Annotated in this window: 23 protein-coding genes; 10 read left to right on the plus strand and 13 right to left on the minus strand. The window is 62.7% G+C overall.

What is annotated here, in order from left to right:
- Positions 1 to 341: 341 nt before the first annotated feature.
- Positions 342 to 2,168: a translational GTPase TypA gene (gene typA, locus P9250_RS26635; RefSeq protein WP_244825397.1), complete on the minus strand. Its 1,827-nt coding sequence runs from the start codon at positions 2,166 to 2,168 to the stop codon at positions 342 to 344.
- 522 nt (positions 2,169 to 2,690) lie between these two features.
- Between typA and P9250_RS26640 the strand changes: the two genes are divergently transcribed.
- From P9250_RS26640 to P9250_RS26655, 4 genes are all read left to right on the plus strand, one after another.
- Positions 2,691 to 3,206: a MarR family winged helix-turn-helix transcriptional regulator gene (locus P9250_RS26640; protein ID WP_250465033.1), complete on the plus strand. Its 516-nt coding sequence runs from the start codon at positions 2,691 to 2,693 to the stop codon at positions 3,204 to 3,206.
- A gap of 75 nt (positions 3,207 to 3,281) precedes the next feature.
- Positions 3,282 to 4,817, plus strand: coding sequence for an efflux transporter outer membrane subunit (locus tag P9250_RS26645; RefSeq protein WP_310396061.1), 1,536 nt, complete (start codon positions 3,282 to 3,284; stop codon positions 4,815 to 4,817).
- 58 nt (positions 4,818 to 4,875) lie between these two features.
- Positions 4,876 to 6,138 carry an HlyD family secretion protein gene (locus P9250_RS26650; RefSeq protein ID WP_244825400.1) on the plus strand — a complete coding sequence of 421 codons (1,263 nt, stop codon included), beginning with the start codon at positions 4,876 to 4,878 and terminating at the stop codon, positions 6,136 to 6,138.
- Between the two features lie 19 nt (positions 6,139 to 6,157).
- Positions 6,158 to 7,717: a DHA2 family efflux MFS transporter permease subunit gene (locus tag P9250_RS26655; RefSeq protein ID WP_244825401.1), complete on the plus strand. Its 1,560-nt coding sequence runs from the start codon at positions 6,158 to 6,160 to the stop codon at positions 7,715 to 7,717.
- A 98-nt stretch (positions 7,718 to 7,815) separates the two neighbouring features.
- Here P9250_RS26655 and truB read toward each other — a convergent pair whose 3' ends face one another.
- From truB to rimP, 5 genes are all read right to left on the minus strand, one after another.
- Positions 7,816 to 8,757 carry a tRNA pseudouridine(55) synthase TruB gene (gene truB / locus P9250_RS26660; RefSeq protein WP_250509108.1) on the minus strand — a complete coding sequence of 314 codons (942 nt, stop codon included), beginning with the start codon at positions 8,755 to 8,757 and terminating at the stop codon, positions 7,816 to 7,818.
- 3 nt (positions 8,758 to 8,760) lie between these two features.
- On the minus strand, positions 8,761 to 9,138 hold the full coding sequence (gene rbfA, locus P9250_RS26665; RefSeq protein ID WP_244825403.1) for a 30S ribosome-binding factor RbfA: 378 nt from the start codon (positions 9,136 to 9,138) through the stop codon (positions 8,761 to 8,763).
- A gap of 107 nt (positions 9,139 to 9,245) precedes the next feature.
- Positions 9,246 to 12,236, minus strand: a complete 2,991-nt coding sequence (gene infB / locus P9250_RS26670; RefSeq protein WP_310396066.1) for a translation initiation factor IF-2 — start codon at positions 12,234 to 12,236, stop codon at positions 9,246 to 9,248.
- A gap of 93 nt (positions 12,237 to 12,329) precedes the next feature.
- Positions 12,330 to 13,805, minus strand: coding sequence for a transcription termination factor NusA (nusA, locus tag P9250_RS26675; protein ID WP_244825405.1), 1,476 nt, complete (start codon positions 13,803 to 13,805; stop codon positions 12,330 to 12,332).
- Entirely contained in the window at positions 13,802 to 14,260 is a 459-nt protein-coding gene (rimP, locus tag P9250_RS26680) for a ribosome maturation factor RimP (RefSeq protein WP_250465040.1), read from the minus strand. The genes nusA and rimP overlap by 4 nt, the downstream gene beginning before the upstream one ends.
- Here rimP and P9250_RS26685 point away from each other — a divergent pair.
- Positions 14,255 to 14,599 (plus strand): hypothetical protein, encoded by a 345-nt coding sequence (locus P9250_RS26685; RefSeq protein WP_250465042.1) that lies wholly within the window; start codon positions 14,255 to 14,257, stop codon positions 14,597 to 14,599. The genes rimP and P9250_RS26685 overlap by 6 nt on opposite strands.
- A 17-nt stretch (positions 14,600 to 14,616) precedes the next feature.
- On the opposite strand, the gene rluB is transcribed toward P9250_RS26685, so the two are convergent.
- The 4 genes from rluB to P9250_RS26705 all read right to left on the minus strand — a co-directional run bounded on the left by rluB (position 14,617) and on the right by P9250_RS26705 (position 20,211).
- Entirely contained in the window at positions 14,617 to 16,518 is a 1,902-nt protein-coding gene (rluB, locus tag P9250_RS26690) for a 23S rRNA pseudouridine(2605) synthase RluB (RefSeq protein WP_310396071.1), read from the minus strand.
- A 129-nt stretch (positions 16,519 to 16,647) separates the two neighbouring features.
- Positions 16,648 to 17,631 (minus strand): SMC-Scp complex subunit ScpB, encoded by a 984-nt coding sequence (scpB, locus tag P9250_RS26695; RefSeq protein WP_250465046.1) that lies wholly within the window; start codon positions 17,629 to 17,631, stop codon positions 16,648 to 16,650.
- Between the two features lie 372 nt (positions 17,632 to 18,003).
- Positions 18,004 to 19,242, minus strand: a complete 1,239-nt coding sequence (locus tag P9250_RS26700; RefSeq protein ID WP_310396074.1) for a pyridoxal phosphate-dependent aminotransferase — start codon at positions 19,240 to 19,242, stop codon at positions 18,004 to 18,006.
- 66 nt (positions 19,243 to 19,308) lie between these two features.
- Positions 19,309 to 20,211, minus strand: a complete 903-nt coding sequence (locus P9250_RS26705) for a LysR family transcriptional regulator (RefSeq protein WP_310396893.1) — start codon at positions 20,209 to 20,211, stop codon at positions 19,309 to 19,311.
- Positions 20,212 to 20,634: 423 nt separating this feature from the next.
- Here P9250_RS26705 and P9250_RS26710 point away from each other — a divergent pair, with 423 nt between their 5' ends.
- Positions 20,635 to 21,036 (plus strand): transposase, encoded by a 402-nt coding sequence (locus P9250_RS26710; protein WP_050454634.1) that lies wholly within the window; start codon positions 20,635 to 20,637, stop codon positions 21,034 to 21,036.
- Between the two features lie 308 nt (positions 21,037 to 21,344).
- Positions 21,345 to 21,599 (plus strand): hypothetical protein, encoded by a 255-nt coding sequence (locus tag P9250_RS26715; RefSeq protein ID WP_250465050.1) that lies wholly within the window; start codon positions 21,345 to 21,347, stop codon positions 21,597 to 21,599.
- A gap of 183 nt (positions 21,600 to 21,782) precedes the next feature.
- On the opposite strand, the gene P9250_RS26720 is transcribed toward P9250_RS26715, so the two are convergent.
- Positions 21,783 to 22,094, minus strand: a complete 312-nt coding sequence (locus P9250_RS26720) for a hypothetical protein (protein ID WP_244825411.1) — start codon at positions 22,092 to 22,094, stop codon at positions 21,783 to 21,785.
- A gap of 408 nt (positions 22,095 to 22,502) precedes the next feature.
- Here P9250_RS26720 and P9250_RS26725 point away from each other — a divergent pair, with 408 nt between their 5' ends.
- Entirely contained in the window at positions 22,503 to 23,090 is a 588-nt protein-coding gene (locus P9250_RS26725) for a YdcF family protein (protein ID WP_310396077.1), read from the plus strand.
- A gap of 296 nt (positions 23,091 to 23,386) precedes the next feature.
- Positions 23,387 to 23,635 (plus strand): hypothetical protein, encoded by a 249-nt coding sequence (locus P9250_RS26730; RefSeq protein WP_250492492.1) that lies wholly within the window; start codon positions 23,387 to 23,389, stop codon positions 23,633 to 23,635.
- A 72-nt stretch (positions 23,636 to 23,707) separates the two neighbouring features.
- On the opposite strand, the gene P9250_RS26735 is transcribed toward P9250_RS26730, so the two are convergent.
- Positions 23,708 to 24,112, minus strand: coding sequence for a gamma-glutamylcyclotransferase (locus P9250_RS26735; protein WP_244825414.1), 405 nt, complete (start codon positions 24,110 to 24,112; stop codon positions 23,708 to 23,710).
- A 103-nt stretch (positions 24,113 to 24,215) separates the two neighbouring features.
- Between P9250_RS26735 and P9250_RS26740 the strand changes: the two genes are divergently transcribed.
- Positions 24,216 to 25,058, plus strand: a complete 843-nt coding sequence (locus tag P9250_RS26740; RefSeq protein WP_309843358.1) for a helix-turn-helix transcriptional regulator — start codon at positions 24,216 to 24,218, stop codon at positions 25,056 to 25,058.
- Here P9250_RS26740 and P9250_RS26745 read toward each other — a convergent pair.
- Positions 25,055 to 25,537: a GNAT family N-acetyltransferase gene (locus tag P9250_RS26745; RefSeq protein WP_244825416.1), complete on the minus strand. Its 483-nt coding sequence runs from the start codon at positions 25,535 to 25,537 to the stop codon at positions 25,055 to 25,057. The two genes, P9250_RS26740 and P9250_RS26745, sit on opposite strands and share 4 nt — an antisense overlap.
- Between the last annotated feature and the right edge of the window lie 17 nt (positions 25,538 to 25,554).

Here is a 25,554-nt window from a genome sequence, read left to right on the forward strand (position 1 = left end):
TTACGCTCACCTTTCTTCGAGTTTCTCGAGGAAGTGCGGGTTAAGAAACCTTCCGCGCCACGGCCTGACCGTTTAGCGGATTGCGCGAATCAAGTCTGCTTGGAAGGACCTAAAAAGCGACAGCTAATCCGATTAGCATAGCACAGAACCAATCGTCATATGACAGGTGGTCGCACCTTGGAGCCTCGGCTTCGCCCTTCTGCAACGCAGATGTGCGGGCATTCGCGCGATAAGCAAGCGATGTTATTGCGCGCGCGTCGGCAGCACTTTCGGAAGCTTTAGCGATGAGATAAAAAAAGCCGCCCGAAGGCGGCTTTGTCACTTGCATGCGAACGAACGCATTAGTCGGTTGCGCCTTCACGGCTCGCGCGACGACGCTCGTGTTCCTTCAGATGACGCTTGCGCAGGCGGATGGACTGCGGCGTCACCTCGACGAGTTCGTCGTCGTCGATGAACTCGACCGCGTATTCCAGCGACAGCTGAACCGGCGGCACGAGACGCACGGCTTCGTCCGTACCCGATGCGCGCACGTTGGTTAGCTGCTTACCCTTGATCGGGTTCACGACCAGGTCGTTGTCGCGGCTATGGATACCGATGATCATGCCTTCGTACAGCGCGTCGCCCGGCGTCACGAACATGCGGCCGCGATCTTGCAGCTTCCACAGTGCATAGGCGACAGCGGCGCCATCGTCTTGCGAGATCAGCACGCCGTTGCGACGTTCGCCGACCGAACCTTCCTTCACCGGCGAGTACGAGTCGAACGTATGGCTCATCAGACCCGTGCCGCGCGTAAGCGTCAGGAATTCGCTCTGGAAACCGATCAGACCGCGCGCCGAAATCTTGTATTCGAGACGCGTACGGCCACGGCCGTCGGACGTCATGTCGAGCATTTCGCCCTTGCGACGGCCGAGTTCTTCCATCACGCCGCCCTGATGCTGGTCTTCGATATCGACCGTCAGGTTTTCATACGGCTCGTGCTTCACGCCGTCGATTTCTTGCAGCACCACGCGCGGGCGCGAGACGGCGAGCTCATAACCTTCACGGCGCATGTTCTCGACCAGAATGGTCAGATGCAGTTCGCCGCGACCCGACACTTCGAACGTGGTTTCGTCGCCCGTGTCTTTCACGCGCAGCGCCACGTTGTGGTTCAGTTCCTTCGTGAGACGGTCGCGAATCTGGCGGCTCGTCACGAACTTGCCTTCCTTGCCCGCGAGCGGCGACGAGTTCACGAGAAAGTTCATCGTGAGCGTGGGTTCGTCGACGGTGATCATGGGCAGCGCTTCGGGATTTTCCGGCGCGCAGATGGTCACGCCAATACCGATTTCCTCGATACCGTTGATCAGCACGATGTCGCCTGCTTGCGCTTCCTCGACCTGCACGCGCTCGAGGCCGTGGAACGACAGCACCTGATTGATCTTGCGATTGATGATCGCGCCGTCCGGACCCGAACGCACGGCCACTTGCATGCCCGGGCGAATACGGCCGCGCGCCACGCGACCCACGCCGATACGGCCGACATACGAGTTGTAGTCGAGCGAAGTGATCTGCAGTTGCAGGGGACCATCTGGGTCCGACGGGCGCACCGGCACGTGTTCCAGAATGGCTTCGAAGAGCGGACGCATGGTGCCTTCGCGCACTTCGGGGTCGAGACCGGCATAGCCGTTCAGGCCCGACGCGTAGACGATCGGGAAGTCGAGCTGCTCTTCGGTCGCGCCCAGCTTGTCGAACAGATCGAACGTCTGGTTGATCACCCAGTCGATACGCGCGCCCGGACGGTCCACCTTGTTGATGACAACGATGGGCTTGAGCCCGAGCGCGAGCGCCTTCTTGGTCACGAAGCGCGTTTGCGGCATCGGGCCTTCGACGGCGTCGACGAGCAACAGCACGGAATCGACCATGGAGAGCACACGCTCCACTTCACCGCCGAAGTCGGCGTGTCCCGGCGTGTCGACGATATTGATGTGCGTGCCTTCGTATTCGACCGCGCAATTCTTCGCCAGGATCGTGATGCCGCGTTCTTTTTCGATGTCGTTCGAGTCCATGACCCGTTCGGCGACCTGTTGGTTTTCCCGGAACGTGCCCGATTGACGGAGCAACTGGTCGACGAGCGTGGTCTTGCCGTGGTCGACGTGGGCGATGATTGCGATATTGCGTAGGGCGCGAGTCATAGAGGTATCTTGGTTATGCGCCGTCGAAGCAGGCCTGAGTCCATCCAGAACATTCTGGATAAGGAGGCGTCGTGGCTCGGCAGGCCGTCTTTGACGCAATGCTGTTCCGACTGAGCTTGTCCGGCAGCGCGTGATTTGCTTGTGCGCTGCATTCCGTCCGGCTTATGTCTTTCGGACGTAGTTCTTGTACTTCGCGGGTACTTCGTCTTGTACTTCGCGGGTACTTGACTCGTTACCTCGGACGGCTCGTCAGTCGGCGCAGTTGCATGTGAATCACGGTCCCGGCGCGGTGAGAACCGTAAATTATAGCACGCACGGAAGTCACTTTCTGACAATAGGCCGCGACCCGTAATTGCAATGTTGCGCCGCTGCCGCGTCATCTATGTGAAAAACGCGCTTGGCTTAGTGCGACGGGCCGCCCAGGCCGATTATTAAGCGTTCTTGGAAAAGATTCTTGCAGCGACATGTTGCCCTACCTATAATACTGCCTAGTCAATTATTGCGACCGCACAAGAATTTACAATGAGTGAGGCTCCAAAACCCGCTGGCATCGGCGATTACGTCCTGAGCGAAAGCGTGGGCTACCTCATCAGCCGGGTGCGCTCGACCATGTGGAACATGGTGACGCAGCACACCTCCTCCGAGCTCGGCATTACCGGAACGCAGGCGAGCATTATGTTCATGCTGGCGGTGGGCAAATGCGCGACGGCGGCGGATATTGCACGTGAGTACGGTATAGACGCAAGCGCGGTCACGCGTCTGATCGACCGGCTGGAGAAGCGCGGCCTGCTGTCACGCGTGCGCAGCGAGGCGGACCGGCGCGTGGTTCGACTCGCGCTCACCGAAGACGGCCGCGTGATGGCCGAACAAGTGCCCGCCATCTTCACGAGCGTCCTGGACAATCTTCTTGCAGGCTTCACGCCCGAGGAAGTCGGGTTTCTCAAGAGCATGCTGCGACGCGTACTGGCAAACTCGTGCGACTCCGCTGCGGCCCACGCGTTGAACGCGAACGACAAGCCTGCGACGTCATTGCGATGACAAGCAAATCCGCCGCTGCGGCGCAAAAAAATGATTGCAACGTCCATCTTTAATTCTCATCTCAAGAGACGAGCGATGAAACACCTATCCTTGCCAGCGCTCCGAGGCATCGGGCTGCCGGGAAGCGCGAAGACCGCGTTGGCGGCCGCCGCTGCCGCGCTGACCATCGCCGGATGCGCGAACTATTCGGGCATTTCGAGCGACAAGACAATCGCCACGCCCGACGACTACAGCGCCACGCAAAGCGTGCCGGGACAAGGCGGCCAGTGGCCGTCGCTCGACTGGGCTAAGCAGTTCGGCGACCCGCAATTGCCGCAACTCATCGACGAAGCGCTTGCGGACAATCCGAGCATTGCGCAGGCCCAATCGCGAATTGCAAAGGCATCGTCGTATATCGAAACCTCGCGTTCGGCGCTGTCGCCTAAGGTCAACGGTTCGTATTCGTGGACTCGCGAGCTCTACTCCGCCAACGCGCTGTTCCCGCCGCCCTACGGTGGAACGTGGTTCAGCGAGAACAACGTGCTTGCCAGCGCGTCGTGGGATCTCGACCTCTGGGGCAAGAATCGCGCGCGTCTGAATCAAGCGGTCTCGCTGGAAAAGGCGGCCGAGGCCGACATGCAGCAGGCGCGCGTGACGCTCGCGGCGTCGGTGGCGCGCACATATAACCAGCTTGCGTTGCTTTACGCACTGCGCGATGTCACCCAGCGCGAGATTTCGAATCGCGAGAACGTCGGCCGCATCACGAACGGACGCGTAACCGCCGGTCTCGATACCAACGTGGAACGCCGCACCGCCGAAGGCAACACCGCGACGAGCCAGACTAACCTCAGCGAACTCGACGGCCAAATCGAGTCGGTGCGCTATCAGCTCGCGGCGCTGCTGGGCAAGGGTCCGGATCGCGGCCTGCAGATCGCCAATCCGGTGATCAATTCGAACGTCACCGTCGCGCTGCCCGACAACGTGCCCGCCGACCTCGTCGCGCGCCGTCCGGACATCGTCGCGGCACGCTGGCAGGTCGAGTCGGCAACGCACAACATCAAGGAAGCGAAGGCCGAGTTCTTCCCGGACATCAACCTCGCCGCGGGCTTCGGTTTCGACGCGTTCGGCTGGGGCCGCTTCCTCACTTCGAGCAGCCGTCAGGTCCAGGCCGGTCCGGCCATCCATCTGCCCATCTTCGATGCCGGCGCACTGCGCGCCCAGTTGAAGGGCCGTTACGCCGACTTCGAAGGCGACGTCGCCAACTACAATCAGACGCTCATCAACGCGATGAACGACGTGGCGACCAATATCTCGGCCATCCGCTCGCTCGACCGTCAGATGGGCGACGCCCAACGCGCGCTCGCGGCGGCGTCGAACGCCTACGAGCTCGCGGTGATCCGCTACAAGGCCGGGCTGTCGCCGCAACTGCAAGTGCTGACGGCCGACCAGAACCGCCTCGCCAACGAGCAGACCGTGACCAATCTGCGCTTGAGGCGCAGCGACCTGCAGATCGCGCTGATCAAATCGCTCGGCGGCGGATTCGACGCGACCGATTCGAATCTCGCGATCGACGGCAGCGGACAGCCCAAGGGCACGCAACAGACGGCAAGCCAACCGGCGCAGTCGAACTGAGCCGCGCCCAAGTACAAGAACACGCATCAAGATAAATACGAAACATTCGGAGCCTTCAATGAGCGACCCTCAACAAAACGCAGCCGCAGCCGCCGCCGCTCCCGCGCCCAAGCAGCGCAACGGCAAACGCCGCGTGCTCATGACGCTGATCGTGCTCGTCGTCATCATCGCCGCCGTGGCGTACGGCCTTTACTACTTCCTCGTCGCGCGCTTTCACGAGTCCACCGACGACGCCTACGTGAACGGCAACGTCGTGCAAATCACGCCGCAAGTGGTTGGCACGGTCATTTCGGTGAACGCGGACGATACCCAGACGGTGAAGGTCGGCGACCCGCTCGTCGCGCTCGATCCCGCCGACTCGAAGGTCGCGCTCGATCAGGCGGAAGCGAATCTCGCGCAGACCGTGCGTCAGGTACGCACCTTCTTCGTCAACAACAACCAGTACGAAGCGCAGATCGCGCTGCGTCGCTCCGACCTCTCGCGTGCCCAGGACGATTTGCGCCGCCGCATGACGGTCGCGCAAACGGGCGCGGTATCGCTGGAAGAAATCTCGCACGCTCGCGACGCCGTGCGCGGCGCGCAGGCGGCGCTCGACTCGGCACAGCAGGAACTCGCGTCGAACCGTTCGCTGACCTCGAACACGACGATCGCGGATCACCCGAACGTGCTCGCCGCCGCCGCCAAGGTGCGCGACGCGTACATCAACTACGCGCGCAACACGCTGCCCGCGCCGGTGACGGGTTATGTCGCGAAGCGTTCGGTGCAGGTCGGCCAGCGCGTGGCGCCGGGCAATCCGCTGATGGCCATCGTGCCGCTCAACGGCGTGTGGGTCGATGCCAACTTCAAGGAAGTGCAGCTCAAGCACATGCGCATTGGCCAGCCGGTCGATCTGACGGCCGACCTGTACGGTTCGAGCGTGGTCTATCACGGCAAGGTCGTCGGCTTCTCGGCCGGCACGGGTTCGGCCTTCTCGCTTTTGCCCGCCCAGAACGCGACCGGTAACTGGATCAAGGTGGTGCAACGGCTGCCGGTGCGTATCGCGCTCGATCCGAAGGAACTGGAGCAGCATCCGTTGCGTATCGGCCTGTCGATGGATGTCGACGTGACCATCAAGGATGAACAAGGCGGCCAGCTCGGCCAGGCGCCGAACACGGTTTATCAGACCAACGTGTTCGACAAGTACGGCGATCAAGCCGATCAGGAAATCGCGCGCATCATCCAGCAGAACGCGGGCAATGGTCCGCAGGCTTCGTCGGGCGCTTCGTCCTCGCGCGGCAACGGCGCGGCGGCGAAGTCCGCCTCGGCCGCCAAGCTGATGTAAGCGGACACGGACCTCATCGATGTCTCAAGCCAACGTCGTTCATCCGCCGCTGACGGGCGGGAAGCTCGTCATCGGGACGATCGCCGTGTCGCTCGCCGTGTTCATGAACGTGCTCGACACGTCGATCGCGAACGTCTCGATTCCGTCGATCTCGGGCGATCTCGGCGTCTCGTCCGATCAGGGCACGTGGGTCATCACGTCGTTCGCGGTCGCCAACGCCATCTCGGTGCCGCTCACCGGCTGGCTTACGCAGCGCATCGGGCAAGTGAAGCTGTTTCTCGGCTCGATCATTCTCTTCGTGATCGCTTCATGGCTGTGCGGACTCGCGCCGACGCTGCCCTTCCTGCTCGCCGCGCGCGTGCTGCAAGGCGCGGTCGCCGGCCCGATGATCCCGCTGTCGCAAACGCTCCTGCTCGCGAGCTACCCGCGCGAGAAAGCGCCCATCGCGTTATCCATGTGGTCGATGACCACGCTCATTGCGCCTGTCGCCGGGCCGATTCTCGGCGGCTGGATCTCGGACAACATCTCATGGCCGTGGATCTTCTACGTGAACATTCCGGTCGGCTTCATTGCGGCCATCGCGACGTTCATGATTTTCCGCGACCGCGATTCCGCCATCCGTAAAGCGCCCATCGATTCGGTCGGGCTCGGCTTGCTCGTAGTCTGGGTCGGCTCGCTGCAGATCATGCTCGACAAGGGCAAGGATCTCGACTGGTTCAATTCGACGACCATCGTCGTGCTCGCGCTGGTCGCGGTGATCGCGTTCGCGTTCTTCATCGTTTGGGAGCTGACGGCGGAGCATCCGGTCGTCGATCTGTCGTTGTTCGCGCTGCGCAACTTCTCGGGCGGGACCATTGCGCTCTCGGTCGGCTATGGGCTCTACTTCGGCAATCTCGTGTTGTTGCCGCTGTGGCTGCAAACGGTGATCGGCTACACGGCCACCGACGCCGGGCTCGTGATGGCGCCCGTCGGATTGTTCGCGGTGCTGCTCTCGCCGATCACGGGCAAATTCCTGCCGCGCACAGACCCGCGCCGGATTGCAACCGCCGCGTTTCTCGTGTTCGCGCTGTGCTTCTGGATGCGTTCGCGCTACACCACGGGCGTCGATACCTGGTCGCTCACGCTGCCCACGCTGATTCAGGGTATCGCGATGGCGGGCTTCTTCATTCCGCTGGTGTCGATCACGCTGTCGGGTTTGCCGGGGCATCGCATTCCGGCGGCGTCGGGCTTGTCGAACTTCGTGCGGATCATGTGCGGCGGTATCGGCACGTCGATTTTTTCGACGGCCTGGGAGCATCGGTCGATCGTTCATCACGTGCAACTGGTGGAGCAGGCGAATTCGTTCAATCCGAACTTCACCAATTCGATGCAGCAGATGGGCGCAATCGGCTATTCGCACGATCAGACTTACGGTCTATTCAACAGCATGGCGACGCAGCAGGCCGCGCAGCTCGGCGTGAACGACATGTTCTATATCTCGGCGGGGATTTTCGTCGCGCTGATCGCATTGATCTGGATCACGAAGCCCGAACGCTCCGGCGGCGGAGATTCAGCGGCGGCGGCATCGGCGGCGCATTGATCGTTGCGGTTCGTTTGGCACGGACGTAAAAAAGCCCAGACTTCTCGTCTGGGCTTTTTTTCGTTGCGCAGGTTGCAAGTCTGGCGTCGCTGACTCGCTCAGCCCGCCGTGACGATCAACCGTTCCGGCGCAAGCACGCCCTCGCCCGCTTTCGCCACGCCAAGCAGCCGTCCGCCTTCTTGCGTGTACACGCGCACGCGGCCCGCTTCGAGCATGTCCGTCGATACATCCGACAGCTTGAGGCGCTGGCCATGCAAAAAACGCCGGGTGGCATCGTCGTCCAGACGCACTTCCGGGAACGTCGATAGCAGCGCATCCACCGGCTGAAGCCACGCATCGCGCGCGGTTTCATCGATGTTCGCCAATGCATCGAGCGTCACCGCATGGTCGAGCGTCAACGCGCCCACGCCCGTCCGCCGCAACGCCGTCAGATGCGCGCCGCATCCCAATGTCTCGCCGATATCCTCAGCCAGGGTGCGTACATACGTGCCCTTGCTGCAGGTCACGCGAAACGTGACGAGCGGCAACGCACACGCGATCATCTCCAACGCGTGGATGGTGACGTTGCGCCCTTCGCGCTCCACGGTCTGTCCCGCGCGCGCGTATTCGTAGAGCGGCTTGCCGTCACGCTTGAGCGCGGAATACATCGGTGGAATTTGCACGATCTCGCCGAGAAAGCGCGTCATGGCATCTCGCACAGAAGCTTCGTCGCACGTCACCGCGCGCTCGTCGATGGCTTCGCCTTCCGCGTCGCCCGTCGTCGTGCGCATACCGAGGCGCATCGTCGCTTCGTAGGTCTTGTCGGCTTCGAGCAAATCCTGCGAAAACTTGGTTGCTTCGCCGAAACAAAGCGGCAGCAAGCCTGTCGCGAGGGGATCGAGCGTACCCGTGTGTCCCGCCTTCTTCGCGAGAAAAAGCCGCTTCGCCTTGATGAGCGCGTCGTTGCTGGACAAACCGAGCGGCTTGTCCAGCAGCAACACGCCATCTAGCGCGCGCCGCGCAATCTTCGGGCGCGGCGAGTCCTTCGTTGCACCGCTCATCGCTCAGGCGCCTTCTTCGTCGTCTTTGGCGCGCGAGGCGTTCGCTTCGTCGATCAGACGCGACATCTCCACGGCCTTCTCGATCGTCTGGTCGTAGTGAAAGTGCAGCGTCGGCACCGTATGAATGTGCAGGCGCTTGAACAATTGGTTATGCAGATGCCCGGCCGCGTGGTTCAACGCTTCCTCGGTTTCCTTCGGGTCGCCGGTGAGCGTCGTGAAATAGACCTTCGCATGCGCGTAATCGGGCGTGAGTTCGACGCTCTGCATCGTCACCATGCCGATGCGCGGATCTTTCACCTCGCGCATCAGCTCGGAGAGATCGCGCTGAATCTGATCGGCGATCTGCACGTTGCGATTCGGGGAAGTACGTTTTTTAGCCATGATGTTTTCCGTATATTCGTCGCGCGCCGCACAAAAGAAAAAGGGCGGAGCGAGCCGCGCGGCCCGCTCCGCCCTCTCGCCTTGGCGGCTCGCTGCAAGTTACCGCTTTACAGCGTACGAGCCACTTCGGTCACTTCGAAGACTTCCAGCTGGTCGCCTTCGACGATGTCGTTGAAGTTCTTCATCGAGATACCGCACTCGAAGCCCTGACGCACTTCCTTGACGTCGTCCTTGAAACGCTTGAGCGAGTCGAGTTCGCCGGTGTGGATCACGACGTTGTTGCGAATCACGCGCACCGAAGAGGAACGCTTGACCACGCCGTCCGTGACCATACAACCTGCGATAAGGCCGATCTTCGGCACGCGGATGACCTGGCGCACCTCGACCATACCCGTAACCGTTTCGCGCTTCTCCGGCGAGAGCATGCCGGACATTGCCGCCTTCACTTCATCCACAGCGTCATAGATGATGTTGTAGTAGCGAATATCGATGCCGTTGGATTCCGCCAGCTTGCGGGCTTGCGCATCCGCACGCGTGTTGAAGCCGATGATGACCGCCTTCGAAGCCGTCGCCAGATTGACGTCCGACTCGCTGATCGCGCCGACCGCGCTGTGCACGATCTGCACGCGCACTTCGTTGGTCGAAAGCTTTTGCAGCGATTGCACCAGCGCTTCCTGCGAACCCTGCACGTCGGCCTTGACGATGAGCGGCAGATTCTGCACTTCGCCTTCGCCCATTTGCTCCAGCATGTTCTCGAGCTTCGCGGCCTGTTGCTTGGCGAGCTTGACGTCGCGGAACTTGCCTTGACGGAACAGCGCGATTTCGCGCGCCTTGCGCTCGTCCGGCAGCACGATGACTTCTTCGCCCGCAGCCGGCACTTCCGACAGACCCTGGATTTCCACCGGGATCGACGGACCCGCCGTCTTGGTCGGCTTGCCGGTTTCGTCCAGCATGGCGCGAACGCGACCGTACGCGCTGCCCGCCAGAACCACGTCGCCGCGATTCAGCGTGCCCGACTGCACCAGGATGGTTGCGACCGGACCCTTGCCCTTGTCGAGCTTGGCTTCGATCACTAGACCCTTGGCCGGTGCGTCGATCGGTGCCTTCAGTTCCAGCACTTCGGCCTGCAGCGACACGTTTTCCAGAAGGTCGTCGATACCCTTGCCGGTTTTCGCCGACACTTCGATGAACGGGGAATCGCCGCCGTACTCTTCCGGCACCACGCCTTCCGCGACGAGTTCCTGCTTCACGCGGTCGGAATTGGCTTCCGGCTTGTCGATCTTGTTGATCGCCACGACGATAGGCACGCCACCCGCCTTCGCGTGGGCGATGGCTTCCTTCGTTTGCGGCATGACGCCGTCGTCGGCCGCGACCACCAGAATGACGATGTCGGTTGCCTTCGCACCGCGCGCACGCATGGCCGTGAAGGCCTCGTGACCCGGCGTGTCGAGGAAGGTGATGACGCCACGCGGCGTTTCGACGTGATAAGCGCCGATATGCTGCGTGATGCCGCCCGCTTCGCCCGCCGCCACCTTGGCGCGACGGATGTAGTCCAGGAGCGAGGTCTTGCCGTGGTCGACGTGACCCATGACGGTGACGACCGGCGGACGCGGCAGACGCTCTGCCGTTTCTTCCGTGGTTTCGCCTTCGACCAGAAGCGCTTCCGGATCGTCCAGCTTCGCCGCGACCGCGCGATGGCCCAGTTCCTCGACGATGATCATCGCCGTTTCCTGATCCAGCACTTGGTTGATCGTGACCATCTGGCCGAGCTTCATCATGATCTTGATGACTTCGGACGCCTTCACCGCCATCTTGTGCGCGAGATCGGCCACCGAGATGGTTTCCGGCACGTGCACTTCACGGATGATCGGCTCGGTCGGCGCCTGAAACGTGGTCTGTTCCTGATGCTTGCCGCGACCTTTCGGGCCACCGCGCCAGCCGCGATCTACGCCGCCGCTCGTGTCACCGCGCGTCTTGATGCCACGGCGCTTGGACGCGTCGTCCTGCCAGCCGCCCTTGCCGCCGGCCTTCTTCTTGTCGCCCGCGGGTGCGGTCGTGGCGGGTGCCGCCGTGCCGCCCGCTGCCGGCTTCTTCGCCACGGCAGGCCGGGCCGCCGTCGCGCCTTCCGGACGCGCCGGCTTGTGCAGCGTGCCCTTCGCTTCCGCAGCCTTGGCTGCTTCAGCCGGCTTGGCGACCACGGGCGCCGGCTCCGGCGCCTTTACCTGCGCCTTGCGCGGCGTGTTCATCATCTCGCGGATGGCACGTGCTTCGGCTTCCGCTGCCGCGCGACGCTTCGCGATCTGTTCCTGTTCGACACGCGTTTTATCAGCAGCGGCGCGCGCGGCGTCCTCCGCCTTCTTGGCGGCTTCGCGTTGCGCGGCGCGCTCGCTGGCAGCCTTCTCTTCCGCAGCCTTTTCGGCGGCTTCGCGTTGCGCGGTGTCGTCGACCTTCGGCTCGGGCTTCACTTCAGCCTTTGCATCGACCGTCGGCGGCGTGCGCGCTTCCTGACGCGCAGCCGATGCCGCGCGCGAGATTTCCGCTGCCTGCGCGGCAGCAGCCGCACGGCGCGCCGCTTCGTCTTCCTGACGACGACGCTCGGCTTCAGCCGCTTCCTCACGCTGACGACGCTCGCTTTCCTCGCGTTCGAGCTGAGCCTGACGCTCCTTCAGCTCGCGCTCTTCGCGCTCGAGCTGCTCGGCGGCGCGACGCGCTTCTTCCTCGCGGCGCTGCAATTCGGCTTCGTCGACTTCTTCCTCGACCGGAGCGGGCGCCTCGGCGGCTTGTTCCACGCCGGCCTCGTCGCGCTTCATGAATACACGCTTCTTGCGCACCTCGACCTGAATGGTGCGAGCTTTACCCGTTGCGTCAGATTGCTTGATCTCCGACGTATGCCGGCGGGTCAAAGTGATCTTGCGCTTGTCGGCGTCGGCGGAACCGTGCGACTTGCGCAAATGATCGAGCAGACGCGCCTTGTCCGTCTCGGACAGGTCGTCGTTCGCGCTTGCTTTCTGGACGCCAGCCGCCTGCAACTGCTCGAGCAGGACGCCCGCAGGCATTTTGAGTTCCGCGGCAAATTGGGCTACGTTGTTACTCGCCATTCATTCCTCTTGATGCAAGGACATATCCTTGCGGTTAGATCGGGGTCACGCGGCCAAACCGGCCGCCAAATATCAGTGCGCCATGGTCATTTCTCACTGGAACCAGTGTTCACGTGCTTTCATGATCAACGCCTTAGCGGCATCCTCTTCCACACCGGTCATTTCGACCAGTTCATCCACAGCCAGCTCCGCGAGTTCGTCGCGGGTCTGGATCTGGTGTTCAGCGAGCTTCGCGAGAAGCTCGTTGTCCATTCCTTCGAGACTCTTCAGATCGAGCGCGACGCCTTCGACCTTCTCTTCATTGGCGATCGCCATGGTCAGCAACGCGTCGCGCGAACGGTTACGCAGTTCGTGCACCGTGTCTTCGTCGAAGGCTTCGATCTCGAGCATTTCGTTGAGCGGCACGTACGCGATTTCTTCGAGGCTCGTAAAGCCTTCGTCGATCAGGATGTCGGCGACTTCCTCGTCCACATCCAGACGCGCCATGAACAGATCGCGCAACTTGCCACGTTCTTCGTTCTGCTTCAGCGCCGATTCGTCCGGCGTCATGATGTTGATCTGCCAGCCGGTGAGCTCGCTGGCGAGTCGAACGTTCTGGCCGCTTCGGCCGATGGCAACCGCGAGTTCGTTTTCGTCTACGACGACGTCCATCGAATGCTTTTCTTCATCCACGACAATCGACTGGACGGCTGCCGGCGCGAGAGCGCCGATCACGAACTGGGCGGGGTCTTCCGACCATAGCACGATGTCCACGTTCTCGCCACCAAGCTCGTTGCGTACGGCCTGCACGCGCGAACCGCGGATGCCGACGCAAGTGCCGATCGGGTCGATACGCTTGTCATAGGCGATCACCCCGATTTTCGCACGCACGCCAGGATCGCGCGCGGCCGCCTTGATCTCCAGCAGGCCTTGCTCGATTTCCGGCACTTCCAGCTCGAACAGTTTCATCAGAAACTCGGGCGCGGTGCGCGAAAGCTCGATTTGCGGGCCGCGCGCCGTGCGGTCGACCTTGGCGATGTACGCGCGCACACGGTCGCCCACCCGCAGGTTTTCCTTCGGAATCAACTGGTCACGGCGCAGCAGCGCTTCCACGCGACCGGATTCGACGATGAAATTACCCTTGTCCAAACGCTTGACCGAGCCGGTCATGATCTTTTCGCCGCGCTCGAGGAAGTCGTTTAAGATTTGCTCGCGCTCGGCATCGCGCACTTTCTGCAGGATGACCTGCTTCGCTGCCTGCGCGCCGATACGGCCGAATTCGATGGACGGAATCGGTTCTTCGATGAAGTCGTCCACCTGCGCGTCGGGCTGTTGCTCCTTCGCTTCGAACAGCAGGATTTCCTGATCCGGCTCTTGCAGGCCGGCCTCGTCCGGCACCACGCGCCAGCGGCGGAAGGTTTCGTGCTCGCCGCTTTCACGGTCGATCGCCACGCGAATGTCGACGTCTTCCTCGAACAGCTTTTTCGTTGCCGATGCAAGCGCAGCCTCCAGGGCTGCATACACCACGTCCTTGTTGACGTTCTTTTCGCGCGCCAGCGCATCCGCCAGCATCAAAACTTCGCGACTCATTGTTTGCGGCTCCTAAAGTCAACTTTGGGGACGAGACGTGCTTTGTCGAGGTCCGCGAGCGTGAAATCGAGCATCGCGGCGCCGTCCTTCCCTTCAAATTCCAAACCGATCGTGTCGCCGTCGGGGGCATGCAAAATGCCACGGTACGACTTGCGCCCGTCCAACGGCTTTTTCAATGTGATGACGACTTCGCTCCCCGCGAAGCGTTCGAAATCCGCCAGCTTCTTGAGCGGACGGTCGAGACCCGGCGACGAGACTTCGAGCCGGTCGTAATCGATATTCTCGACTTCGAGCACATACTGGAGCTGGCGTGTGACTTTCTCGCAGTCCTCGATGGCGATACCGCCCGGATGGTCGATATATATACGCAGCATGCCGCCTCCCGAACGCTCGAGATCGACAAGCTCGTAGCCTAAGCCCGAGACCGTGGTTTCAATCAGTTCCGTCAGTTGCACAGTCACTCCAAGGTGTTCGCGCGCTCCACGCCGACAACACCTGCGGGCATGCGCCATAAGCGGGCGCGCACCCTTCTTCCCCGAGATGCCGAACCGAAAAGCCAAAAAAAAATGGGCGCAACGCCCATCTTCTTCAACCGAGATCGCACTCAGGGCAGAGAGAAAAACTACGTGCCCAGCGACTTCATGATTTTAGCCATTTTTCGGGATAAACGCAAACGTAGACGGCCCGTTCAGGCTCGTTTCGTGCCGGAAGACAGACTTTTTGTCTTGCATTTGCAAAAAACGGTCGACGCCATGAAGAAGCCTGTCGACCGTTACTTGCGAATCCCGCAATGACGCGGATTCGACGACGGCTAGCGCCCGCGCGTCCGATTTCGCGGACCGCCGCGCGCCGGACCGCCCGGCTTGCCTTGTCCCGCGTTTTGCTGGCCGCCCGGACGATTGCCGCGCGGACCGTTGCCATTCGCGGCTCGCTTGGCCGGACCCGCCGCGCCCGGCGCACCACTTTGAGGACGCGCGCTGCGGGGACCGCCACGGCCGCCCGGTGCGCGATTGCCGTTAGCCTCGCCGCCGCCCGCGCGGTTGCCGTTAGCCTCGGCGCTGTTGCGTCGGCCTGTGCCATTGCCGCTCCGGTTGCCCGGGCCGCCGCCAAAACCAGCACCCGCGCCGCCCATGCCGAAGCCGCCCGACATGCCGCCCGCCGCGCCGCGCCGACCGCCGCCGTTGCGTCCCGGTGTTTGCGACTGCGCGATGCGCGCATGCGACATCAGCACCGGCTCACGCGTGATGATGCCCATCGACGTCTGCATCGGATCGGGCTGCACGCGCGGTGCGGAACTACGGCCACCCTTCTCTTCGGTCGGCAGCTTGAGACCCACCGCCGCGAGCAGGCTGCGCACCTGGTTATCTTCGAGCTCTTCCCAGCGGCCACGCTTGAGACCGCGCGGCAACGCGATCGGACCGTGACGCGTGCGGATCAGGCGGCTGACCATCAAGCCCGCGGCTTCGAACATGCGGCGCACTTCGCGATTGCGGCCTTCGGCCAGCGCGACGTGATACCAGTGATTCGTGCCTTCGCCGCCACCATCTTGAATGCGCAGGAAGTTCGCGGGACCGTCGTCGAGTTCGACGCCCTTCAAAAGCTTCTGCTTCATCCCTTCCGACAACTGGCCGACCACGCGCACCGCGTACTCTCGCTCAACGCTATAGCGCGGATGCATGAAGCGGTTCGCCAGATCGCCCGAGGTGGTAAGCAGCAGCAAGCCTTCGGTATTGAAGTCGAGGCGGCCGACTGCGAGCCACTTGGCGGTTTTCATCGACGGCAGCTTGTCGAACACGGACGCGCGGCCTTCCGGGTCGGCGTGACTGACGATTTCGCCTGTCGGCTTGTGATAGAGCAAGACGCGCGGCGGTTTGCTCGCCAGCTTGCGCTTGAGCGGCTTGCCGTTGATACGCACCTGATCGGTCGGCATGATGCGCTGGCCGATATGCGCCGGCTCGCCGTTCACCGATACACGGCCCGCGATGATCAATTCTTCCATGTCGCGCCGCGAACCCATGCCGGCATCTGCAAGAACCTTGTGCAGCTTGGGCGCGTCGTCGTCCGGTTCGAGCACGCGCTTTTGCTGGGGCGCGTTGCGGCCACGGCGGAGCATCGGCGCGCGCACGCCGCTCACGCCGTTGTCGGCGTCGAAGGCGGGGGACGTGACGTAGGCGAAAACGTCGTCGACATTGGCGGCTGCGGCGCGCTCGCCCGTTGCCGGTGCGGCTTCGGCACGCTTGCCGCGCGCTTGCTGCGGATTCTTGCGCCGGCCGCCTTCGCGCGGCGCGGCTTGAGGCGCGGCATCGGCGGCGACGGGCGCCTCGGTTGCATCGACCGGTTCGCTTGCGCCGGCTTCCGCCGATTCACGGCGCGGATTCCTGCGGCCGCCCTTTGCCGCGTTGGCGCGCGGCGCGCGGTTGCCCGCTTCCTTGCGCGGCTTTGCGACCGGTTCCGCGACGACGCCATCCGCCGTTGCCTCGGTCGCGGTGTCGGGTGAACCCGGCGCGCCTTCGGCGCCCTTGGTCTTGGCGACAGCGCGGCGCCGCGCGATCAGACTGCGTGGCCCGCGGCGCAGGCCGCGGCGCGGACGATCGTCGCCTTCGCCATTCTCGTCGCTGCGCGTGCGTTCGCCGGCGTCGGCCGGTTCATGGGCGTCCGCGGCGTGCACGGGGCGCGCGGAATCAGGCGAATCGCTGTCGTGGGAATGTGTCAAAACAACCTCAAATGTCGAATCGCGCGTCTCGTGAGGCGCGTCAAAAATTTCCGCTGATCGGTTCGGCCGGTCGTCTCGAAATGATCATTTTGGCGAGCCGAAGCGGATCAGGGGCCATGCAAAATTGCGTCAGGCGCGGCGCGCCGTAGGTTCTTCGGAGTCGTCGTCATCCGAAGCGAAGTCGTTCAATGCACGCGTGTCCCGTTCATGGCCGTCTTGCGCGCCATCGGGCGGAGCGGGAACGGCTGAATCGTCGACTTCGTGCGCTTGCGTGCCGTCGGGATGCGCGTGCAGTTCAGGCGCGGCTCTCAGTGGCTGCGCGTGAATTGCGGCGTCCGGACCGGCATCGCGGGAGTCACTCGCGTCGGCGCTTTCGGGTGTTGCTTCAGGCTGTGCCGCGGTTACGTCCGCGGGCTGCACCGGCTCGGTGAGCGCGATGACGGACTCGGACACTTCATTCGGGTTGACTGGCGCACTTGCGGGATGTTCCCCGGCGGCAGTCGATTCATCCGCAATGCTGGCTGTGGGCGGTGTATCGCCGGCAACGCGATCCGGAAACTCGATCGAATGCTGCGACAACAACGACGCTTCCAGTTGCGCCGACGGATTATCCAGCGCGGGCAATTCATCGAGCGCGGTCAGCCCGAGGTCATCCAGAAACTGCTTCGTCGTGGCGTAGAGCGCCGGACGTCCGGGCACGTCGCGATGGCCGATCACTTCGATCCAGCTCCGATCCTCAAGCTGCTTTACCACTTGCGTGTTGACGGTCACGCCGCGAATCTCTTCGATATCGCCACGCGTTACTGGCTGCCGGTAAGCAATGATCGCAAGCGTTTCAAGCACGGCGCGCGAATACTTCGGCGGCTTTTCCGGATGCAAGCGGTCGAGATAAGTCCGCATCGCCGGCTTGCTCTGAAAGCGCCAGCCCGTTGCGAGCGCGACCAATTCGACGCCGCGGCCCGACCAGTCGGCCTGAAGGCCTTCGAGCAGCGTGCGAAGGGTGTCCGCCGATACGTCGTCGGCGAACAGCTTGCGCAATTCACTCAGTCGCAGCGGTTCCTGCGCGCAAATCAATGCAGTCTCGAGGACGATCTTCGCCTCTTGAGTATTCATGCAGCTTGGGTCAACCCTAAATGGTCAATGAGTGGTCAATGAACGGCCAATGATTCGATTCAAACCGGACTTGCGCAGGTTCGAACGCCACCGAAACGGTGCGGACGATAAAGCTGGTCGCTGAGTTTCAAGACGCGCTCGCCCGATTTTGGTCGGTCATATTGACTGGGAGCACGCACCGGGGAGAGGCGATATCGGGCGTTCGATCGAGCGAAGCGCCGGGCCATCCAGCCGGACGAGGTGGCGCTTTCCTGGATGAAAGCGCGTGACTGAGCGCCATATTACGCAAAAAGAACCGGTGCGTAAAGATGAATACGGGCGAACACGCAATCGGCGCGCTCCTTACTTCGCGCGCCGCCGAGATCCTCGACCTCAGACGCGCGTCGAAAGAAAGGTGCGCAAACGCTCGACGCCCTTGTCGAGCCGCGCGGGATCGCACGCGTAGCACCAGCGCACGAAGCCTTCGCCCTCTTCACCAAACGCGCTGCCGGGCGCAAGCCCGAGACCGGCGTCGCGCACCAGCGACTTGCAAAGCTCGAGACTGCGCGACGCGCCGGGCAGCGAGAAAAACAGGTACATCGCACCGTCCGGCGCGCGCACGTCGACGCCGTCGATGGTCTGCAGCGCCTTGACCAGATGATCGCGGCTCGCGTGCAGGTCCGCGACGAGCGATTGCGTGAAACGCTCGCCCTCCTCGACTGCGACGATGCCCGCCTGCTGCACGAACGACGGCGCACACGACGTGTTGTATTCCACGAGCTTGCCGAGGTCGTCCATGAGACGCTCGGGCGCGACGATCCAGCCGAGCCGCCAGCCCGTCATGAGCCAGGCCTTCGAAAACGAATTCACGGCGATCACGCGTTCATCGCGCGATGCGAGGTCGAGGAACGACGGCGCAACCTTGCCGTTCCCGCGGTAATACAGGCGCTCGTAGACTTCATCCGCGACGATCCAGATGCCGTGGCGGCGGCAATGCTCGAGAACGGTGCGCTGCTGATCGCGCGTCATCGTCCAGCCGGTGGGGTTGTTCGGCGAGTTGATCATCAGCATGCGCGTCGACGGCGTGAGCGCGGCGAGCAGCCGGTCGAGATCGAGCGTCCAGCCGTTTTCGCCGTAACCGAGCGAAACCGTTTCGACGCTCGCGCCGAGAATCTTCGGAATCTCGACGAGATTCGGCCACAACGGCGTCACCGCGACCACGCGATCGCCCGCGCCGACGACGAGTTGCGCCGCCAGCATCAGCGCGTTCACGCCAGCGCTCGTCACCGCGACGTGCGCGGCCGACGTATCGCCATGCAAGGCCGTGACGTAGCGCGCAAGCGCCTCGCGCAAAGACGCGACGCCGAGGTTATGGGTGTAGAACGTTGCGCCATCGGCGAGTGCGCGACTCGCGGCATCGCGAATGAACGGCGGCGTCACGCGATCCGATTCGCCGAACCAGAACGGCAGCACGTCCGGCACGCCGAAACCGGCATTCGCCACTTCGCGAATTTGCGACGGACGCAACGCCCGCACGGCATCGCGTGCGTTGGGCGCATGAGGCGCACCGCTTTCGCGCGCGCCCGTCAATTCGCTCAGTTCTGCGCTCACCGCGCCTTCCGATTCACTCATTGCACGCCTCGTCGAATAAAGAACGCAGTCTAACGCTCCGGGCACATTTTCGAGACAAACGGGCCGTCAGGTCAGTTGCTCGGCGCGCGGAGGCAGCGCGGCGATCAGCGACCAGACCGACTCCGCCGCCGGAGACAGCGAGCGGTCGCGCCGTCGTACGAGTTCCACGGTGCGCTCGGCGCGCGGTTCCAGCGGCAGCGCGATCAGCAAGGAATTCGCGGGCAAAGGCAGCGCGAGCCAGGGCAACACGCTCACGCCGACACCCGCCTCGACCAGTCCGAACACCGTCGCCGGATGGCCGAGCTCTTGCACCACCTGCGCCTGAACGCCGTGCCGCTGCATGACGGCATCGATGATTGGCCGGCTTCCCGAAGCCTGATCGAGCATCACGAGCCGCTCTCCCGCGAGCGCTTCCCATGGCGCCGCAGACTCGTGCGCGAGCGGGTGATCGCGGCGTGCGACGAGACAAAACGAATCGGTCATCACGGGCTGGCCGTGAAGGGCGTCGTCGGCCAAAGGTCCGATCACGACGCCGAAATCCGCTTCGCCCGACTTGACCTGGCGGAGCACGTCGGATTGGACATCGTCTCGCAGAATCAATGTGACGAGCGGAAATTCTCGCAGACACGACGCAATCACGCGCGGCATCAGCCGGCACGCGACTGTCGGGCTCGCCGCGACGATCACCCGGCCGCGCTTTTGTTGCCCCAATTCGCGCACTTCGTGGAGCGCGGAGTCGAGGTCGGCAATCAGGCGGGACACCGTGCCGACGAGATTGACGCCGACATCCGTCAACTGCACTTCGCGCGTCGTCCGGTCGATGAGCTTCAGCCCGATTTCCCCTTCCAGCTCGCGCACGCATCGGCTGACCGCCGACTGCGTCAGGCCGACTTCATCGCCTGCGCGGCTGAAGCTACGCAACCGCGACACCTCGATAAAGACGCGCAACTGGCGCAGCGTCACGTTCAGCGATCCGTTCATTCCCGACGTTCATCAATAAGCCCGTTTCATACGGATTATAGCGGCGGCAATCACGCCGAATCCTCCGAACGTACGTTTCGCTGCGGTGCAGCATAATTGCGAAAACGCACGCTGGATGGGCTCTCTGCACAGGATTGGTGATTGTCCCGATTTCTTATCCGGCTCGTTTCGGGTCTGATACGGGCCATGCTGGCGTTGCGTCAGCCTACTGCCATGCGGGTTTCCCGGATTTTGCGACGCGCATGGCACGGTTCTCGCATTTCATTGCGCACAGAGGTCGGGCGACGAGGCATTCAGAAACAATCGTCTGCCGCACCGTTCCGACTCTCTCCTGGTAATTCGTTCATCGGATTCCGACCAGAGTGCGCGGCGCGGGGCAGCGCACCGGGGTTAGCTTCGCTGAGGTGAGATATGGTGCTGTTCGACGATTTGAGAGATAACGAGTGGGCGCTGGTTGAGGCTTTGTTCTGTTCCGAGCCAGCGCGCAGTGAGCGGCGCGGCCGTCCGCGCGTCGAAGCGCGTTCGGTGGTCAACGCCGTGCTGTGGGTGCTCTCGACGGGTGAAGGCTGGTCGAAGCTGCCCGGGCGTTATCCTTCGCCCCCTACTTGCCGCCGCCGTTTCGACGAATGGCAGGCGGACGGCACGCTTGCCGAAATCGTGAAGCGTTTGTCGAGCAATGGCCGCGAAGTCTCGCTGCGCGGACGCATTGGTTCGAGCGCAGCCAAGCCGCCCGCGCCGCCGAGCCGCGATCGTCTGCGCGGTGCATTCTGGACCAACCCGGAATCGTGGCGCGCCCCGGCCAAGATGGCCTGATCTATCTGCTCCGCTCGAAGCAGGCTGATTTCCATACATTCCCTGTTTCGGCTCAGTTTCGCTTCATTCCCTGCACGCGGGCGTTCGGCCCGCGAGGCATCACCTTCCGCCGATATTCGCCGCGCACGCCCTTCTTTGCGTGCCGGCCTTTCTCGCCGGTCATAGTATGGCTCGCCAAAAAAACTGGCGAGGCTCAGCTCAAACGGCGGAGAAACAACTCTTTACCATTGCTTACAGCGTGTTGGCTGCGCAAAGCATAGTTTGGTGAGTGGACTAACAGGCCCTGTTCGGGTTTGAGGGGACTCGCCATGAAGGTATCGATACTGCTCGCTTGCGGTGCGCTCGGCGCGCTGACGAGCGCGGCGGCATCTGGGCAAGCCCGGCCGCCGCCGGGGTCGGATTTGCATCTGAATACGAGAGCGGCCATGAGCGCGCCGCAGGATATCGCCCGGACGCGCGATGTGACGCCGCCCGCTCCGCGTGGCGATCTGCGCGGCGATATCGCGAGCAATGTGCGCGCGCGTCCCGATTCCGAAAGGGAGAGCCAGGGACGGCATCATTGACGGACGCGCGTTTGCGTAACAAAGTGCTGGACCATTCCCGTGCGAAACGGGATTTTTTTCGTCCGCGCCGGTGTGAAGCCACGGAAAAGACCAGATGCCCGGAAAGATGCCCGGCGGACAAGACTGACGACGACGATCCCTCGGCTCGTCAGCCGATCAGTCTCAGCTCCAAGCACTCGCCGTTCAGGCTCTCGCCTCGACTACGACTTCCTGGCCGCCGAACGAATAAGGTTCGCTGCGTCTCAAGTCCCAGTCGATCGAACGTTCGTCGCGGCAAAGCCGGTTGAATTCGTTTTTCCCGCGCTCGGTCACAACAGCGATATCCACGGGTGCATGAAAACCCGGCGCTGGCGCAACGGTGCGCTGTCTCGTGAGTTCGAGCAGCCCGAGGGCGCGCAGAAGGTCGAAACCTTTGGGACGTTTTGCCCAGGGAACCTGACGATACTGCGCTCGGCGAAGTGCTTCGAGTACGGCTTCGTTAGAATACGTGGTCATCTCGTTCTGTCTTCCTGTGCAGCCATGACGACGCTCGTGACGGTCGCAAGACGGTCCGCGACGTCGACTAAACGCGGCGCGCCGAATTTCGCGTTGCCAAGCATGATCAGCTTGCTGGCGAATGTTTGGCCGCCGCTTGCGTTAGGTGCTGCTTTCTATTACAAGCCCCCGTTGAGAGCGCGCTAATCACGCGCTTTACTGCGACACCCGCCGATGCGTTCCCGAAGTCCGCGATGACGGAACGAATTGCCCTCAAACCAATACGTTACCCCAATCAAATTGGTTCTATTTACTTTATTGCTGCTTTTTTTTGCATTATTTGCGCTTTGGCGACGCCGCCGCGTCCAGATTGCCGTTCTCACCGTCATTTTGGCGTGGGCGTGCGGTAGCGGATGGTTCGCCGGGCCTTTGCTCAATCTCGCGCAACAGGGCTTTGATCAGACGATCACGCCGGACTTCGCACCCAAGACCGACATCGTTCTGATGGGCGGCGGAACGGACAGGGAAGGCACGGGGCTCATCCCGAAAGCGGATTCGATCCCGCGCATTGCGGCGGCGGCGAAGTTGTACCGGGAGTGCCGTGCGTCCGGTGCGTCGTGTCGATTGATCCTGAGCGGCGGCGACCCGCAAAACCACGGTCAGGCCGAAGCGGACAACTACGCGCCTTACGTGCTTGCGCAGGGCGTCGCGCCGGGCGATCTCATCCGCGAAAATCAAAGCCTCAACACTTATCAGAACGCGCGTAATGTCGCCGCCATTCTGGGTGATGCACATGACAGCGAATTGATCGTCATTACGTCGGCGTATCACATGCGACGCTCGCTGGCCGCGTTCGACGCATTCGGTTATCGTCCGCAGGCCTACGTTTCAGATGTGCGACACAACTCCGTCACACTTCTGCCCCGCTTCCGCAGCTTCGAGAACAGCGAGCTTGCGGCGCACGAACTCGTGGGCATGGCGCGCTTCGAGGTGTATCGCTGGCTGCGTCTTTATTGAAGGCGCTGGGCCGCATGCGTGAATCGATTGCGCGAGGTTTAGTCAGGACTAGCTAGCAACGAGCCGCGCCTGTAAGATCGCGCACCGGCTTTTCGAGGGCCGGCCAGGAATCGTGGTTCGACACGTCGTTGCCCGAATCGGGGTCTACGATAAGTACGGTCCGAAGCGCATTGACGAAGACGTTCGGGTAGCGAAGCACCTCCGTGCGATGCGGGACTGGATTTTGCTCTGAACTATGCGGCAATACCCGGATCGGACAGGCGATTCCCGGATTCAACTGTCACCAGGAGGTTAAAATGAAGAAAGTGTCCGTGGCTGTTCTGTTGTCGTTGAGCGCGCTTGCATCGGTGGCCTATGCTCAAAGCGAGCAAGGCGTGACGATGAGCACCGATCCCGCGAAGATCGCGGACGTCGAATCGCGCGCACAAGCTCTGCAATCGTCGCAGCAAGACAGTATGCAAGGCATGCATTCGCAGCCTATGCATAAGTCGGGTAGTCATCACAAGAAGTCGCACGGCAAGTCGACGACCGGTTCGAGCCAGTAAGTTCGCTTCCAGCCGCACGGCTAGTTCTGCCGCGCTGCGCTCTGGTGCGTGAGCACTTCGGGCGCAGCGTAATCAGCGAACGAGCCAATCGCCGCTTGATATCTTCGGTAGTCCTGCAACAGATTGCGCCGAGACGGGGTACATCAGGCAATCGATGCGCGTTCTCGTGCCATCCAGTTCCACTTCGACATGCATCCGGTGCGAGCGAAACAGTCCTTCCACACCGGGATACACCTCTTCGATTTCATCGAGCACAGGCACAAGCGATTCTTCGATTCGATAGATATCGCCACGAATCGGCGCACCGGTATCGCCATCGAGCACTAGTCCGGGGTAAGCGCCGAAATCGAAAAGATGACCGCGCACGTGCGCCGCGCCCAGATACTCCGGTGTCGCCAGATCATGGCGCTCTGCCGCGCGATTGATATCATTGGCTTCGCCCGCGCGCAGGGTGCCGTACACAAAGACGTATTGCATCGGAGAATGCCGCTCCATTCGTGGCGTTGAACGATCCGCGCATTATGCCCCGCGAAAATACGCTGCCGGCGGGCCGTCCAAGCTTCCGCCCGAAAGGCGATCCATGACTACGTTCGTCGACACGAATCCATCCAGCGAGAATGTCGAGCACCTCGACATTCCAGTCGAACATTCGCCGACCCGCGATCATCCGATCCGCGTGCGCTCGCGGCCCGTGCCGTATGGCGTGCGAATCGCGCTGCATACACATCCGTGGGCGCAGGTTGCGTACACGTCACGCGGCGTGCTGCGCGTGGCAACCGCCGATTCGACGTGGATGGTGCCGCCTTCCCGTGCGATCTGGGTGCCGCCGAACGTGACGCATGAAGTCGTGATCGTCGAGGACGCGTATCTACGCACCCTTTACGTCGACGCCAGCGTCGTGCCGCCCGGCCTCGGCGCGTGCCGCGTGGTGGAAGTGTCGCCCCTGCTGCGCGAGGTGATCGCCGCACTCGACGAAGACGCGATTTCCCGTCAGCGTGAGCGGCTGCTCGGCACGCTCGCGCTCGATGAAATCATCCGCTCGCAGCCACTTCCGCTTTCCGTGCCGATGCCCAATGACAAGCGCCTGCGCGCGCTCTGCGACGCCGTGCTGAGCGACCCGTCGCATTCGGATCTCGAACGATGGTCGTCGGAAGCCGGGGCGAGCACGCGCACCATCGCGCGGCTCTTCAGGCGCGAGCTCGGCGTGAGCTTTTCGCAATGGCGCCAGCAGGCCGTGCTCGCACGCGCCATTCCGCTTCTGAGCCAGGGACGACCGCTAGCGCAAGTCGCACGGGAATTGGGTTATCAAAGTCAGAGCGCGTTTTCGGCGATGTTTCGCCGCGCTTTCGGGCAAAGTCCTCGCGCGTTTTTTTCGCGTGATGCGGGAACGGGCCACGACGAACGCCCGATGGACGACGCCTAAACGCGGCGCACCATGTGCCGGATCGAACCGAGCAAGGCGAGTCGCGGTCCCGCCGGACGATAGCCCAGACGCACGTACAGGCGCGCGGCAGGGTTGTCGACGAATACGCGCAACTGGCACTCGGCGAGCCCTCGCGCACGCGCCCAGCGATGCGCCGTGTTCAGCAGGAAGGTGCCTGCGCCGCGTCCGCGAAAGCCCTGCGCGATCTGCACGTCACGAATATGCAGCGAGTCGTCTTCCTCGGTCACGCGCATGACGCCAATAGGCACGCCGTCCGCCTGCAGGATGAAGTTCTCCGACTCGCGCCAGCTCGACAGAAACAGGTCGCCCCGCCACACGAGATTGTGACGACGATAGTAGCCGACCATGTTGTCGTGCGTGAGCGCTTCGGCGAAAGCGAAATCCGCCATCGACGCCTGGCGCAACTGGAACAGAGAGAGGTCTTCGGTCGGGTCGAGCATCGCACGCGGGACGGGCACGAGGAGGTGCCCTAAAC

This window comes from Caballeronia sp. LP006, from assembly GCF_031450995.1.
Classification (GTDB): domain Bacteria; phylum Pseudomonadota; class Gammaproteobacteria; order Burkholderiales; family Burkholderiaceae; genus Caballeronia.

Bases quoted from the DNA above. Each gene is read 5' to 3' on its own strand.
- typA (WP_244825397.1), bottom strand. From the start codon at position 2,168: ATGACTCGCGCCCTACGCAATATCGCAATCATCGCCCACGTCGACCAC.
- P9250_RS26640 (WP_250465033.1), top strand. From the start codon at position 2,691: ATGAGTGAGGCTCCAAAACCCGCTGGCATCGGCGATTACGTCCTGAGC.
- P9250_RS26645 (WP_310396061.1), top strand. From the start codon at position 3,282: ATGAAACACCTATCCTTGCCAGCGCTCCGAGGCATCGGGCTGCCGGGA.
- P9250_RS26650 (WP_244825400.1), top strand. From the start codon at position 4,876: ATGAGCGACCCTCAACAAAACGCAGCCGCAGCCGCCGCCGCTCCCGCG.
- P9250_RS26655 (WP_244825401.1), top strand. From the start codon at position 6,158: ATGTCTCAAGCCAACGTCGTTCATCCGCCGCTGACGGGCGGGAAGCTC.
- truB (WP_250509108.1), bottom strand. From the start codon at position 8,757: ATGAGCGGTGCAACGAAGGACTCGCCGCGCCCGAAGATTGCGCGGCGC.
- rbfA (WP_244825403.1), bottom strand. From the start codon at position 9,138: ATGGCTAAAAAACGTACTTCCCCGAATCGCAACGTGCAGATCGCCGAT.
- infB (WP_310396066.1), bottom strand. From the start codon at position 12,236: ATGGCGAGTAACAACGTAGCCCAATTTGCCGCGGAACTCAAAATGCCT.
- nusA (WP_244825405.1), bottom strand. From the start codon at position 13,805: ATGAGTCGCGAAGTTTTGATGCTGGCGGATGCGCTGGCGCGCGAAAAG.
- scpB (WP_250465046.1), bottom strand. From the start codon at position 17,631: ATGAATACTCAAGAGGCGAAGATCGTCCTCGAGACTGCATTGATTTGC.
- P9250_RS26700 (WP_310396074.1), bottom strand. From the start codon at position 19,242: ATGAGTGAATCGGAAGGCGCGGTGAGCGCAGAACTGAGCGAATTGACG.
- P9250_RS26710 (WP_050454634.1), top strand. From the start codon at position 20,635: ATGGTGCTGTTCGACGATTTGAGAGATAACGAGTGGGCGCTGGTTGAG.
- P9250_RS26715 (WP_250465050.1), top strand. From the start codon at position 21,345: ATGAAGGTATCGATACTGCTCGCTTGCGGTGCGCTCGGCGCGCTGACG.
- P9250_RS26720 (WP_244825411.1), bottom strand. From the start codon at position 22,094: ATGACCACGTATTCTAACGAAGCCGTACTCGAAGCACTTCGCCGAGCG.
- P9250_RS26730 (WP_250492492.1), top strand. From the start codon at position 23,387: ATGAAGAAAGTGTCCGTGGCTGTTCTGTTGTCGTTGAGCGCGCTTGCA.
- P9250_RS26735 (WP_244825414.1), bottom strand. From the start codon at position 24,112: ATGCAATACGTCTTTGTGTACGGCACCCTGCGCGCGGGCGAAGCCAAT.
- P9250_RS26740 (WP_309843358.1), top strand. From the start codon at position 24,216: ATGACTACGTTCGTCGACACGAATCCATCCAGCGAGAATGTCGAGCAC.